This is a genomic window from Paraburkholderia sediminicola, assembly GCF_046030555.1.
Lineage (GTDB): Bacteria > Pseudomonadota > Gammaproteobacteria > Burkholderiales > Burkholderiaceae > Paraburkholderia > Paraburkholderia sediminicola_E.
This window is the reverse complement of record NZ_JAQQCH010000027.1, coordinates 1-13,163: the sequence shown is the minus strand read 5'-3', so window position 1 is coordinate 13,163 and position 13,163 is coordinate 1. Positions and strand designations below refer to the sequence as shown.

Sequence of the window (13,163 nt, the reverse complement as noted above, 5' to 3'; positions counted from 1 at the left end):
CTTCACCAAACTCGCCTCATTAAAATAAAAGCGCGCCGCCTGGAACCAGACGGCGCGCACTTTGAAGCAGCCTTACTTGTTGGTCGCCAACGCTCCCGCACTCTTCGAGCCGCCAAACAGCGCCGTCAAGTATTGCGAGTTGTTGTTCATCGTGGCCATTAGCGTGTTGAGCGCCGTGAACTGATTCTGGTACTGCGTCGTCAACTGCGCACTGTAATTGGCGAGCGTGGTCTGCTGGGCCGTGAGGCTCTTCAGGTCGGCATTCAACGCCGTGCTGCGAGTGTCGATAATGCCGCCCGTCTTCACGAAATCAGCAATGCTCTTGTTCAACTTGGCGCCAATGCCGTTGGTCGAGTTGAACAACGTGGCAATCTGCGCCGGGCTGCTGGTGAACGACGCGCTCAGCTTCTTGCTGTCGATGACGAGCGTGCCATCCGCCGGATCGCCCTTCAGCGTAATGCCGATCGAAGCAAGACCGACTGCTGAACTTCCCGAGCCGACGCCACCGCCAATGATCGACGCCAACGAATTCTTGATCGTCATCAGCGTCGAATCGCCGAGCAGCGCGCCGCCGGTCTTCGACGACTTGTCGTACGAGGACAGCGAATTGATGGTCGTGACGACGGTATTGTAGAGATTGGCGAAGTTGGTGATGGCCGTGTTCTGAGCAGTCGTGTCCGGCGCGATCGTCAGCGTCTGCGTGGTGCCGACCGCGGCGCTCGACAGATTCAGCGTGACGCCGGAAATCGCCGACGTGACCGCGTTCGTCGAACTGCTCGCCTCGATCCCGCCGACGGTGAATCGCGCGTCCTGAGCGCCCTCGCTTTGCCGCCAGGCCTTGTTGGTATCCGAGGACACGATCGTGGACGCCGCGCCGTCCGCGCCAGGCGTGGACGTCACGCCGAGGCTCGACAGACCGTTGTCGTTCTCGACATTGCTGGTGGACACGTCGATCGTGTTGGCCGCGCCAGTGGTAGCCGAACGCAGCACGAGGTGGGCACCGCCCGTGCCGGTCACGATGGTGGCCGTGACGCCCGGATTGTTGCCCGCTTTGTTGATCGCATTGGCGATACCGCTCAACGTGTTGTTGGTGCTGTCGATCGTGACATCCATCGACTTGCCGCCGACCGCGATGGTCAACTTGCCGGTGCCCAACTTGGCGTTGCCGTCGAACGCCGCCGACGACAGGCTTTGCGAGGCGGCGATTTGCGCGACGTCGATCGTGTAGCTGCCGGCGACGGCGCCGGGACCGGCTTTCGGGTCCAGGCCCTTGCCGCTCGCGGTGGCCCCGAAGGTCGACAGGAGGGTTCCGTCCGAGAGATTCTTGATCGCCGCCTGCAAGGCATTCAACGCGGAGCTCAGGGCGCCATAGGCGGACAGGACCGTGCTATCGCTCGTCTGTTTGGCCTTCAGCGCCGCCGTCTGGCCGGCCGTCTTCGCATTCACGAGGGCCGACACCAGCGACGCCACGTCCATCGCCGAATTGCCGGTGGAGCCGCTAATAATCGATTGCGCCGCTTGCTGCACCAGGCTCTGCGCGTTGGCAGTCGCGCTATTAACAGACGTAGTGATCGATGACATGCAAAGGCTCCGTGCGTCGAATTATTCGTTATTCACTGCGTGACGCCCCGGTGGTCTTTCTGATGACGGCGGCAACCCGGTTACTTCGTGGTCACGTCGGTTTTCTTACAATTTTTTCAAATGTTACACTATCTTTCTAAAAAGTTTGTCGCGTTTTGTCGTAACAAATCACTGCGCATCAGATTTTGTCGCCCCCGGTCTTTGGCGAAAGCAGATGAAACAACCTGCTGCCGCTAAAATTCTCGCGTCTGTCGATTTCCTCCGCCGTCGTTCGTCGTCAGGTAAGCGGCCCCTCCGGCCGTTATCGCGCTACAGCGCTCCGAGTAACCGCCACAGGTGACCACGATGACCCTGAAGCTCTATGCCCACCCCTTCTCTTTCTATTGCCAGAAGGCGTTGACCGCGCTTTACGAAAACGGCACGCCGTTCGAACTACGCCTGTTGGCGCACGACGATCCGCAAGTCATGACGGAATTCGCCGCGCTCTGGCCGATCAAGCGTTTCCCCGTGCTGGTCGACGGCAGCCGTGTGGTGGTGGAGGCGAGCATCATCATCGAATATCTCGGCCTGTATCACCCGGGGCCGGTGCCGCTTTTGCCGACTGACGCCCGCGCCGCGCTGGAAGTGCGCAGCATGGATCGCTTCTTCGACAACTACATCGCGACGCCGCAGCAAACGATCGTGTACGACAGTCTGCGTGGCGAGCCGGAGCGTAATCCGCACGCCGTGGCCGAAGCCCGCGCAATGCTCGACACCGCCTACGGCTGGCTCGACAAGGTGATGGCCGGGCGCGAATGGGCGGCCGGCGATACGTTCAGCCTCGCCGATTGCGGTGCCGCACCGTTCCTGTTCTATGCCGACTGGACGCATCGCATCGGCCCGGCGTTTCCACACGTGCTGGCCTACCGGAAGCGGCTGCTGGCACGGCCATCGTTCGCACGCGCGGTCGACGAGGCTCGCCCGTACCGCTCGCTGTTTCCGCTCGGCGCGCCCGACCGGGATTGAACGCGCCGACGCGGCACGGCCAGGCATAAAAAGGCATAACGAGGCACGACGGGGCAACCGCGCGGGCAAACTGACAGGCACCCCCGTCCGCGCGCCCGCGGACCTCATTGCGACAACGCCATTTCCAACCTATACACTTCACTTCGAAGCTCACTTCAGCCCATCACTCACCAAGGCAAAACATGGACCGTTTCGAAGCGATGGAGATATTTACGCGTGTGGTCGAGGCGAACAGCTTCACCAAAGTATCCGAATCGCTCGACCTGCCCCGCGCCAAAGTTAGTCGGACCATTCAGGCTCTGGAAGAACACGTCGGCGTGCGCCTCCTGAACCGTTCGACGCGACAGGTCAGCGTGACCGAAGACGGCGCACTGTTCTACGACCGTTGCGTGCGCATCCTCGCGGAAGTCGCCGATGCCGAATCGTCGCTGTCTAACAAGCGCGAACATCCGAGCGGCACGATTCGCGTCGACACCTCCGGCACACTTGCCCGCGCGCTGCTGCTGCCCGCGCTCGACGATTTCTACCGGCAATACCCCGAGATCGACGTGCGGCTCGGGCTGGCGGATCGCAACATCGATCTGATCCAGGACGGCGTGGATTGCGTGATCCGCATGGGTACGCCGGAAGAGTCGAGTCTCGTCGCGCGGCACATCGGCGATGCGCGGATTGTGACCTGCGCGTCGTCGGCCTATCTGGAGAAGTACGGCACACCCGCTACGCTCGATGAGCTTGGCGAGCATCGCGCGGTTAACTACGTTTCCGCGCGCAGCGGCAAGACCTTCCCGTTCGAGTACCAGGTGGACGGCGAGATCGTCAAGGTCACGCTGAAGAGCGTGCTGGCAGTGAATGATGGCAGCGTCTACATCGGTGCGGCGGCGCTCGGCCACGGCATCATCCAGCCGTCGCGCTTTATGGTTGCCGATCTGATTGCGCAAGGCGCGCTCAAGGAAATCCTCACAAGCTACACGAGCCCTGGCACGCCGCTGTCTATCCTGTATGCGCATCGCCGCAATCTGAGTTCACGGCTTCGCGCCTTCACCGAGTGGGTCACCGAGCTGGCACGAAACAATCCGGATCTGCGTATTACAGGCGTTTGATGTCTTGCCGCCGCGGCGCCAGGCGCCAGGCTTCTGGCCTCACCTGCGCAAACAGCACCTGGCAAACGAAAAAAGCCCCATGCGTTGTGAAACGCATGGGGCTTTTTTCAGTTCAGTTCGAATTGCCCGGCGAATAACCCGCCTCAGGCAATCCGCTCTTCATTGGCCGGATCGAACAACACGGCCTTCGACGCATCGAACAGCAGCGTCGTACTCGTCAGCGGCTGCGGATTCGACGCCGGGTGAACGCGGCTCACAATGCGCTTGCCGTTGACCTGCGCGAACACCAGCGTGTCCGGTCCGGTCGGCTCGATCACGTCGACCTTCACTTCGATCGGCTGCAGATTCGCATTGTCGCCATGCGCGCCGCGCGCATCGGTAATCCGCTCCGGACGCAGGCCGAGAATCACTTCGCGCCCCACGTGCGACTTCACCTTCGCGGAGTCGAACGGCAGGTTCAGCACGCCGCGCATGCCGCCCGTGTCCAGTTCGATGCCCACGCCCGAACCCTGCTCCACCAGCTTGCCCTGGATGAAGTTCATCGGCGGCGCGCCGATAAAGCCGGCCACGAACAGATTCGCCGGCGAGTCGTAGATGTCTTGCGGCGCACCGAACTGCTGGACGATACCGTCTTTCATCACCGCGATGCGGTCGCCGAGCGTCATCGCCTCGATCTGATCGTGCGTCACATAGACGATCGTCGTGCCGAGGCGTTGATGCAGCAGCTTGATTTCCGAACGCATCTCGATACGCAGCTTCGCGTCAAGGTTCGACAGCGGTTCGTCGAACAGGAACATCACCGGATCGCGCGCGAGCGCACGGCCCATGGCCACGCGCTGACGCTGACCGCCGGAGAGCTGGCCCGGCTTGCGGTCCAGCAGGTGCGTGATCTGCAGCGTGTTCGACACGCGGTCGACGATCTGCGCCTGCTCCTGCTTCGGCACCTTGCGGATGCCCAGGCCGAACGAGATGTTCTCGCGCACCGTCATGGACGGATACAGCGCGTACGACTGGAACACCATCGCGATGTCGCGATCTTTCGGCGACAGGTTGTTCACCGTCTTGCCGTCGATCTGGATCTCGCCCTTGGTCACGGTTTCGAGGCCGGCGATCATATTGAGCAGCGTCGACTTCCCGCAGCCCGAGCCGCCAACGAGAATCAGGAACTGGCCGTCTTCGATGTCGATATTGACACCCTTCAGAACCGGCACCCCGTTCGGGTAAGTCTTGTACACGTCACGGATGGAAAGGCTTGCCATGCTGTGAATCCTCTTGTCTCTGGTACAGCTTGAAAACTTCTTCGGATGACGGCGGCGCACTGTCAAAGAAACGCCGCCGCGATGCGTAGGGTCTAGCCCGGGTTTAGCCCTTCACTGCGCCCGCCGTCAGGCCGCGAACGAAATAGCGTCCGGCGACGATGTAGACGAGCAAGGTCGGCAGTGCGGCGATGATCGCGCCGGCCATGTCCACGTTGTATTCCTTCACGCCGGTCGAGGTGTTCACGAGGTTGTTCAGCGCCACCGTGATCGGCATCGAATCGACACCGGAGAACACAATCCCGAACAGGAAGTCATTCCAGATCTGCGTGAATTGCCAGATCAGGCACACCATGAAAATCGGCAGCGACACGGGCATCAGAATCTTCGTGAAGATCGTGAAGAAACCTGCGCCGTCGATCCGTGCGGCCTTCACGAGTTCAGCCGGAATGCTCACGTAGAAATTGCGGAAGAACATCGTCGTGAAAGCGATACCGTAGATCACGTGCACCACCACCAGACCGGTGGTCGTATTCGACAGACCGAGCATGCCTTCGAAGCGCGCCATCGGCAGCAGGATCGCCTGGAACGGAATGAAACAGCCGACCAGGATCATCGTGAAGATCGGATCCGCGCCGCGGAAACGCCAGTGCGTGAGGACATAACCGTTGAACGCGCCGATGATCGACGAGATCAGCACAGCGGGAATCACCATCCGCACCGAGTTCATGAAGAACGGCTGCATGCCGTCGCAACGCACACCCGTACAGGCGCCGCTCCATGCCTTGATCCACGGGTCGATGGTCCAGTGAGTCGGCGGCGTCAGCAGGTTGCCGGTGCGTAGCTGAGCGACGTCCTTGAACGACGTGGACAGCATCACGTACAGCGGAAACAGAAAATACAAGGCGAACAGAATCAAGGCCGCATAAATGACGGCACGGCTGATCGTCATCTTAGGCTGCATTGCGCGTGCTCCTCGATTCCAGATACATCAGCGGCACGAGCACGGCCACAACGGTAGCGAGCATCATCATCGACGATGCCGCGCCGACGCCCAGCTGCCCGCGATTGAACGAAAACGTGTACATAAAAATAGCCGGCAACGATGAAGACGTACCCGGACCGCCGGCGGTCAACGCGACGACCAGGTCGAAGGTCTTGATCGTGATGTGGCAGAGAATCAGCAGCACGGAGAAGAACACCGGGCGCATGCTCGGAATCACGATCTTGCGGTAGATGGTGGGCAAGCCTGCCCCATCCATCTGCGCGGCCTTGAAGATTTCACCGTCGACACCGCGCAAGCCCGCGAGAAACAGCGCCATCACGAAGCCGGTGGATTGCCACACCGCCGCGATCACGACGCAGAAAATCGCCTTGTCGGGGTCGCCGAGCCAACTGAACGAGAAGCTCGTCCAGCCCCAGTCGTGAAACACTTTCTCCAGACCGACGCTCGGCGTCATGATCCATTGCCACGCCGTACCCGTCACGATGAACGAGAGCGCCATCGGGTACAGGAACACGGCGCGCAGCGCGCCTTCATTGCGGATCTGCTGATCAAGCAGGATCGCGAGGAACAAACCAAGGCCGATGCAGATACCGATGAACGGAATACCAAACCAGCCGAGATTGGCAGCCGAAGTCCAGAACACATCGTTATCGAACAGTTCGCGATAACGATCGAGACCGACAAATTCATAACGAGGCATCAGTCGCGAATTCGACAGCGACAGAAAACCGGTAATAGCGATGAAGCCATACACGAAGATCAGGCTGATCACGACGCTGGGTGCGAGCACCAGCTTCGGAATCCAGCGATCGGCAAGGGCCGCCATCGGCGACGTGCGGCGGGTCACGGTAGCCGTGGTTTTCCCGTTTCCGCTGATAGAAGCAGTCACTACTCGACTCCTGCTGAAACTGTACCGCCGGGGCGCTCACGCATGAAAAACGCAAGACCGGAACGGCATAGGTATGACTCGATGAAACCAGGGGTGAAGTCTCTCGCCCTAAGTAACGCAACGGCTGCAAGCACTCTGAAGAGCGCGCCCGGCGCCCACGAGGGGAGTAGCCGGGCGCGCAACTTCGCTTACTTCACTTACTTGGTCTTTGCTGCCTTCGCGAGCGCGGCAACCGCGGTCTTCGAATCTTCCTGCGAGTTCATGAACTTCGTGACCACGTCCGAGATCGCGCCGGCTGCTGCATCCGGTTGCGCCATGCCGTGTGCCAGCGAAGGCACATAGCCGCCCGACTTGATCGCCACTTGTTCATCCGCGTACGACTTCTTCGCGCAGTCGTCGAACTTGGCCATCGACACGCCCAGACGAACCGGGATCGACCCCTTGTTCAGGCTGAACTGTTCCTGGAAGTCCGGCGACATGATCGTCTTCGCAAGTGCCAATTGACCCGGCGTTGCAGTCTTCTGGCCCTTCTGCTGGAAGAACACGAACGAGTCGACGTTGAACGTGTAAGCCTTTTCCGTGCCCGGAACAGCAGCGCAGATGTAGTCCGAGCCTGCCTTCTTGCCGGCGTTGGCGAACTCGCCCTTCGCCCAGTCACCCATGAACTGCATGCCGGCCTTGCCGTTGATGACCATCGCCGTCGCCAGGTTCCAGTCACGGCCCGTGCGGCCCGCGTCGAAGTAACCCTGGATCTTGCGGACCGTGTCGAACACGCCGACCATCTGGTCCGAAGTCAGCGTCTTTTCGTCGAGGTCGACCAGCGCCTTCTTGTAGAAGCCCGCGCCTTGCGAGAGCACGACGTCTTCCCACAGCGTCAGGTCTTGCCACGGCTGACCGCCCATCGCGATCGGCTGGATGCCGGCGGCCTTCATCTTGTCGGCCACAGCGAAGAACTCAGGCCACGTGGTCGGCGCCTTGCCGCCTGCCTTGTCCAATGCGGCCTTGTTGATGTACAGCCAGTTCACGCGGTGCACCGAGAACGGTGCGGCAACGTAATGGCCGTCGGCATGCATGATCTTGTCGATTTCAGGCGGCAGGTTCTTCTTCCAGTCGGCAGCGGCCGAGTCGATCGGCACCAGCACGCCTTGCGAAGCCCAGTCCTGGATCAGCGGACCCTTGATCTGCGCAGCGCTCGGTGCGTTGCCCGAGATCACCTGCGTCTTGAGTGCCGTCATGGCAGCCGCACCTGCGCCGCCAGCAACCGCGAAGTCCTTCCACGTGTAACCCTGCTTCGTCATGTCGTCCTTGAGGACGCCGACGGCTTTCGATTCGCCGCCCGAAGTCCACCAGTGCAACACTTCGATCGACTCGGCGGCTTGCACAGCCGAGACGCCACACATCAGACCCGCGGCGCACAAAGCGCCCATGATCGCGCGAAATTTCATTGCTTATCTCCTCCAGACACCTGAACAAAAAACAAATGGCCCCTGATGTCGCCAGGGTGCTGTGGTTGGTTCAAACAGGCAAAACACTGGGCGATCGAGCACGGTCGGGCACATGCTTAAAGCATGTGCCGGCGGACCGATATCCGGCCGCTGGAAGCTCAAGAGATGAGTGGTTCGGGATGCAACTGACTGTCTCCTCTTTTGATTTTTGCCTGCCCGCGTCGCGCGCGGCAGACTCGAGGTGCCTCACACGTTAACCCTGACGCCAGATCAGCCTTCCGGCTTTCCGTAAGGGCCGCCGGGGGCATGCTGGCACGTGCCCGCACGCAATGTCCGTTAACATGCAGGGAGCGCCGGCCGATTCGGGAAAACGCGCATCCGGCCTTGCAACGCACGCTTTTTTCATCGAATTAGCGCTACCTCTTGATTTGGATTGTAGTTAAACTACAATTCAGTGTCAAAAATTATTTTATCGGACTACGGTCGCCCTTTTCGGCCAGCGCGGCGACCCCAGGATATCGACGGAGACTCATGCAAACCGATTCAAGTTTCACCTTCGTTCTCTTCGGCGGAACCGGCGATCTGTCGATGCGCAAGATCCTGCCGGCATTGTTTGAAGCGCACCGTGCAGGTGGCATGCTGGCCGACAGCGGCAAGATCGTCGCAGTGGCGCGGCATGTGGCCGATCGGGCTGCCTACATTGACTGGGTCAATGAGCACGTCAAGCCACACGTGTCGAAGAACGGTGTGGATGAAACAGCATGGGCGAGCTTCCTCGAGCGTATCGAGTTCGTGAAGATCGACCTCGGCAACCCCGAAGACTTCACGCTGCTGCGCGACGCCCTGAGCAGCCGGCCCGGCATCCGGGTGTTCTATCTGGCCACGGGTCCGTCGCTGTTCGTGCCGATCTGCCGCGCGCTGGCGTCGGTGGGGCTCAACGAAAATTCGCGCATCGTGCTGGAAAAGCCGCTCGGCTACGACCTCAAGTCGTCCAACGCAATTAATGATGCAGTCGGCGAAATCTTCGCTGAAGAACAGATCTACCGGATCGATCACTACCTCGGTAAGGAGCCGGTGCAGAACCTGCTCGCGCTGCGCTTCGGCAATGTGCTGTTCGAACCGTTGTGGCGCCGCGAATGGGTGGAAAGCATTCAGATCACGATTGCGGAAGAACTCGGCGTGGAGGCGCGCGGCGACTTCTACGACAACACCGGCGCCTTGCGCGACATGGTGCAGAACCATTTGCTGCAGCTGCTTTCCATCGTGGCGATGGAACCGCCGCATTCGATGGATTCCGACTCGGTGCGCGACGAAAAGCTGCGCGTGCTGCGCGCATTGAAGCCGATCGATCCGCGCGATATCGGCAAGGTCGCCGTGCGCGGCCAGTATCATGCGGGCGTGATCCGCGGTAATGCGGTGCCGGCGTATGCAACCGAGCCTGGCGTCAAGCAGGACAGCACGACCGAAACCTTCGTTGCAGTGAAGGTGGAAATCGAAAACTGGCGCTGGGCCGGTGTGCCGTTCTTCCTGCGCACGGGCAAGCGTCTCGCGGATCGTGTCGCTGAGATCGTGGTGAATTTTCGTGCGGTGCCGCATTCGGCGCTGGGCGCGTCCGCATTGCGCGGCGGTGCGAACCGTCTCGTGATCCGCTTGCAGCCGAACGAAACGATTCGCCTCTACTGTCTCGCGAAGCAGCCGGGCGAAGGCATGAACCTCGCAAGCGTCCACCTCGACCTCGCCTTCGACCGGTTCTTCCGCGAAGGGCAGATGGAGGCGTATCAGCGTCTGTTGCTCGACGTCATCAACGGCCGTCTCGCGCTGTTTGTGCGGCGCGACGAGCAGGAGGCGGCATGGCGCTGGGTCGAACCTATCCTCAACGAATGGGCTGCTTCCAACAAGCCGCCCAAGCCGTATGCATCAGGTACGTGGGGACCGGCCGCGGCGAGCGCGATGCTGGCGCAGCACGGCACCTGCTGGCTCGAAGAAGAGAATTGAATCAACTGAATTACGGCGTCATACCATGCCCGATTCCGATCGAAGCACGGCAGAGCGCCTGCAAGACCCACCGACGAACTGAACGGAATGGCGCCGGCATCACGAAGGCGCCTGCAAGGCATCCCGCTTGCAGGTATCGCGTGAAAGCAGTACGGCACGTTCCGCAGATCTAACAAGAAAGCAGCACGGAGGAGAAGTGATCGAGCTTCACGCTTTCGACGATCAACGCGCCCAATCCGACGCGTTGGCGAAAGCGGTCGGCGACGCGTTACATGCGTCGCTCGCCGCACAGGCGGCCACGGCCGCAGCGGGCACGTCAACCACTGGCGTGCGCCCGGCAATGCTTGCAGTGTCCGGCGGCACCAGTCCGCGTCCATTCCTGGAGACGTTGTCCACGCAATCGTTCGACTGGGCACGCATTGCCGTGACGCTGGTCGACGACCGCTGGGTGCCTGAAGCGGACGGCGCGAGCAATTCGCAACTCGTGCACGACACGCTGTTGCAAAACGCCGCAAAGCACACCGCTTTCTGGCCGCTGGTCGACACGACGCAAGACCTGAACGCGCACGTTGCCGCGCTGAACGCCGACCCGCGCTTTAGCGCCGTGCCGGACGTCGCGATTCTCGGCATGGGCGAAGACGGCCACACCGCGTCGATTTTCGCGGACGCGCCCGAATGGGACCACGCGATTACCACCACTGAACGCTTCGTTGCCGTGCATCCTGGCAGCGCGCCGCATGCGCGCGTGAGCTGGTCGCTCTCGGCCTTGAAAGAAGTGAAGCACCTGTATTTGCTGATTGCAGGACCGCGCAAGATGGACGTGCTGAATGCCGCCGCCGCTTCGCTACAAAAAAATGCCATCTCGCAGTTGGCAAACGACAAGGGAGTGAGACTCGATGTCTACTGGTGTGCAAACTAAGGCTGTTCCGGGCGCGGGCCAGCACGCCGATGGACCGAGGCTGCTCGCCGACATCGGCGGCACCAATGCGCGCTTCGCGCTTGAAACAAGCCCTGGCGAGATCAGCTCGGTGCAGGTCTATCCGTGCGCGGACTATCCGGGCGTTGCCGAAGTCATCAAAAAGTATCTGAAGGACACCAAGATCGGCCGCGTGAATCACGCGGCGATTGCGATTGCGAATCCGGTCGACGGCGATCAGGTCAGCATGACCAATCACGACTGGAGCTTTTCAATCGAAGCCACGCGCCGCGCGCTCGGCTTCGACACGCTGCTGGTGGTGAACGACTTTACCGCGCTGGCCATGGCGCTGCCCGGCCTGACCGACGCGCAGCGCGTACAGGTGGGTGGCGGCTCGCGTCGTCCGAACAGCGTGATCGGCCTGCTCGGCCCGGGCACCGGCATGGGCGTGTCCGGCCTGATTCCGGCCGACGACCGCTGGATCGCGCTCGGCAGCGAAGGCGGCCACGCCACCTTCGCACCGGCCGACGAACGCGAAGACATCGTGCTGCAATACGCGCGCAAGAAGTGGTCGCACGTCTCGTTCGAACGCGTGGCCGCGGGCCCCGGCATGGAAGTGATTTACCGTGCGCTGGCGGGCCGCGACAAGAAGCGTGTGGCGGCGAACGTCGACACGATCGAGATCGTCAAGCGCGCGATGGAAGGCGAGCCGCTCGCGGCCGAATCCGCCGACGTGTTCTGCGGGATTCTCGGCACCTTTGCCGGCAATATCGCGGTGACGCTCGGTGCATTGGGCGGCATCTACATTGGTGGCGGCGTCGTGCCGCGGCTCGGCGAGTTCTTCGCGCGCTCGTCGTTTCGCAAACGATTCGAGGCGAAGGGCCGCTTCGAGGCGTATTTGCAGAACGTGCCGACCTACGTGATTACCGCTGAATACCCGGCGTTTCTGGGTGTTTCGGCGATTCTCGCGGAGCAGTTGTCGAACCGCGCGGGCGGCAGTTCATCGGCCGTGTTCGAGCGGATTCGCCAGATGCGCGATGCGCTGACGCCGGCGGAGCGCCGCGTGGCCGATCTCGCGCTGAATCATCCGCGTTCGATCATCAACGATCCGATTGTCGACATCGCGCGCAAGGCCGACGTGAGCCAACCGACGGTGATCCGCTTTTGCCGCTCGCTCGGCTGCCAGGGTTTGTCGGATTTCAAGCTGAAGCTGGCGACGGGTTTGACCGGTACGATTCCGGTGAGTCATAGCCAGGTGCATCTGGGCGACACCGCGACGGACTTCGGCGCGAAGGTGCTCGACAACACCGTGTCCGCGATTTTGCAACTGCGCGAGCATTTGAATTTCGACCAGGTCGAGCGGGCCATCGATCTGTTGAACAGCGCGCGGCGGATTGAGTTTTACGGACTCGGCAATTCGAACATTGTCGCGCAGGATGCGCACTACAAGTTTTTCCGGTTTGGTATTCCGACGATTGCCTATGGCGATCTGTATATGCAGGCGGCGTCGGCGGCGTTGCTCGGCAAGGGTGATGTGATTGTGGCGGTGTCCAAGTCGGGACGTGCGCCTGAGCTACTGCGTGTGCTGGATGTCGCCATGCAGGCCGGGGCCAAGGTGATTGCCATTACGTCGAGCAATACGCCTTTGGCAAAGCGGGCTACTGTTGCTTTGGAGACCGATCATATTGAGATTCGCGAGTCGCAGTTGTCGATGATTTCGCGGATCTTGCATCTGGTCATGATCGATATTCTTGCTGTTGGAGTGGCGATTCGGCGTGCTATGCCTAGCGCGGATGTGGCTGAGACCGTCGCTAAGGCGCGACAGGGCGCGGATGATGATGCTACCGCTGTCCTCGATTGGTTGAGTCATGGGGCGGCTTCTTCGGCACGGGATTAGAAGGGGGTTTGGCCTGCGCGGCGCTTTCGGGTTGTTCGCCTACAGCGTTGGGTTTTTTTGTTTGCTTGCGGCG

General features: G+C 61.1%; 10 protein-coding genes. 5 read left to right on the top strand and 5 right to left on the bottom strand.

All coding sequences use genetic code 11. The annotated features are described in order from the left end of the window. Positions 1 to 72 precede the first annotated feature (72 nt). Complete coding sequence (fliD, locus tag PQQ52_RS28985) at positions 73 to 1,581, bottom strand: flagellar filament capping protein FliD (protein ID WP_408219161.1); 1,509 nt, start codon at positions 1,579 to 1,581, stop codon at positions 73 to 75. A 345-nt stretch (positions 1,582 to 1,926) separates the two neighbouring features. Between fliD and PQQ52_RS28980 the strand changes: the two genes are divergently transcribed. Beyond that, positions 1,927 to 2,586, top strand: coding sequence for a glutathione S-transferase family protein (locus tag PQQ52_RS28980; RefSeq protein WP_408219158.1), 660 nt, complete (start codon positions 1,927 to 1,929; stop codon positions 2,584 to 2,586). A gap of 182 nt (positions 2,587 to 2,768) precedes the next feature. After that, positions 2,769 to 3,686, top strand: coding sequence for a LysR family transcriptional regulator (locus PQQ52_RS28975; protein ID WP_408219155.1), 918 nt, complete (start codon positions 2,769 to 2,771; stop codon positions 3,684 to 3,686). Positions 3,687 to 3,829: 143 nt separating this feature from the next. On the opposite strand, the gene PQQ52_RS28970 is transcribed toward PQQ52_RS28975, so the two are convergent. The 4 genes from PQQ52_RS28970 to PQQ52_RS28955 all read right to left on the bottom strand — a co-directional run bounded on the left by PQQ52_RS28970 (position 3,830) and on the right by PQQ52_RS28955 (position 8,282). After that, positions 3,830 to 4,945, bottom strand: coding sequence for an ABC transporter ATP-binding protein (locus PQQ52_RS28970; RefSeq protein WP_408219152.1), 1,116 nt, complete (start codon positions 4,943 to 4,945; stop codon positions 3,830 to 3,832). 103 nt (positions 4,946 to 5,048) lie between these two features. Next, complete coding sequence (locus tag PQQ52_RS28965; protein WP_408219149.1) at positions 5,049 to 5,906, bottom strand: carbohydrate ABC transporter permease; 858 nt, start codon at positions 5,904 to 5,906, stop codon at positions 5,049 to 5,051. Continuing rightward, positions 5,896 to 6,837 carry a carbohydrate ABC transporter permease gene (locus PQQ52_RS28960; RefSeq protein ID WP_408219147.1) on the bottom strand — a complete coding sequence of 314 codons (942 nt, stop codon included), beginning with the start codon at positions 6,835 to 6,837 and terminating at the stop codon, positions 5,896 to 5,898. The genes PQQ52_RS28965 and PQQ52_RS28960 overlap by 11 nt, the downstream gene beginning before the upstream one ends. A gap of 197 nt (positions 6,838 to 7,034) precedes the next feature. Then, positions 7,035 to 8,282 carry an ABC transporter substrate-binding protein gene (locus PQQ52_RS28955; RefSeq protein WP_408219144.1) on the bottom strand — a complete coding sequence of 416 codons (1,248 nt, stop codon included), beginning with the start codon at positions 8,280 to 8,282 and terminating at the stop codon, positions 7,035 to 7,037. 531 nt (positions 8,283 to 8,813) lie between these two features. On the opposite strand from PQQ52_RS28955, the gene zwf reads away from it, so the two are divergent. The 3 genes from zwf to PQQ52_RS28940 all read left to right on the top strand — a co-directional run bounded on the left by zwf (position 8,814) and on the right by PQQ52_RS28940 (position 13,090). After that, positions 8,814 to 10,277, top strand: a complete 1,464-nt coding sequence (zwf, locus tag PQQ52_RS28950) for a glucose-6-phosphate dehydrogenase (protein ID WP_408219141.1) — start codon at positions 8,814 to 8,816, stop codon at positions 10,275 to 10,277. A 196-nt stretch (positions 10,278 to 10,473) separates the two neighbouring features. Further along, positions 10,474 to 11,196, top strand: coding sequence for a 6-phosphogluconolactonase (gene pgl / locus PQQ52_RS28945; RefSeq protein ID WP_408219138.1), 723 nt, complete (start codon positions 10,474 to 10,476; stop codon positions 11,194 to 11,196). Further along, positions 11,174 to 13,090, top strand: a complete 1,917-nt coding sequence (locus tag PQQ52_RS28940) for a bifunctional transcriptional regulator/glucokinase (RefSeq protein ID WP_408219135.1) — start codon at positions 11,174 to 11,176, stop codon at positions 13,088 to 13,090. The genes pgl and PQQ52_RS28940 overlap by 23 nt, the downstream gene beginning before the upstream one ends. The last annotated feature ends 73 nt before the right edge of the window (positions 13,091 to 13,163 follow it).

What these genes read in the sequence shown, in the direction of transcription:
- zwf (WP_408219141.1), top strand. Translation starts at nt 8,814, where the DNA reads ATGCAAACCGATTCAAGTTTCACCTTCGTTCTCTTCGGCGGAACCGGC.
- PQQ52_RS28970 (WP_408219152.1), bottom strand. Translation starts at nt 4,945, where the DNA reads ATGGCAAGCCTTTCCATCCGTGACGTGTACAAGACTTACCCGAACGGG.
- PQQ52_RS28955 (WP_408219144.1), bottom strand. Translation starts at nt 8,282, where the DNA reads ATGAAATTTCGCGCGATCATGGGCGCTTTGTGCGCCGCGGGTCTGATG.
- PQQ52_RS28965 (WP_408219149.1), bottom strand. Translation starts at nt 5,906, where the DNA reads ATGCAGCCTAAGATGACGATCAGCCGTGCCGTCATTTATGCGGCCTTG.
- fliD (WP_408219161.1), bottom strand. Translation starts at nt 1,581, where the DNA reads ATGTCATCGATCACTACGTCTGTTAATAGCGCGACTGCCAACGCGCAG.
- PQQ52_RS28940 (WP_408219135.1), top strand. Translation starts at nt 11,174, where the DNA reads ATGTCTACTGGTGTGCAAACTAAGGCTGTTCCGGGCGCGGGCCAGCAC.
- PQQ52_RS28980 (WP_408219158.1), top strand. Translation starts at nt 1,927, where the DNA reads ATGACCCTGAAGCTCTATGCCCACCCCTTCTCTTTCTATTGCCAGAAG.
- PQQ52_RS28975 (WP_408219155.1), top strand. Translation starts at nt 2,769, where the DNA reads ATGGACCGTTTCGAAGCGATGGAGATATTTACGCGTGTGGTCGAGGCG.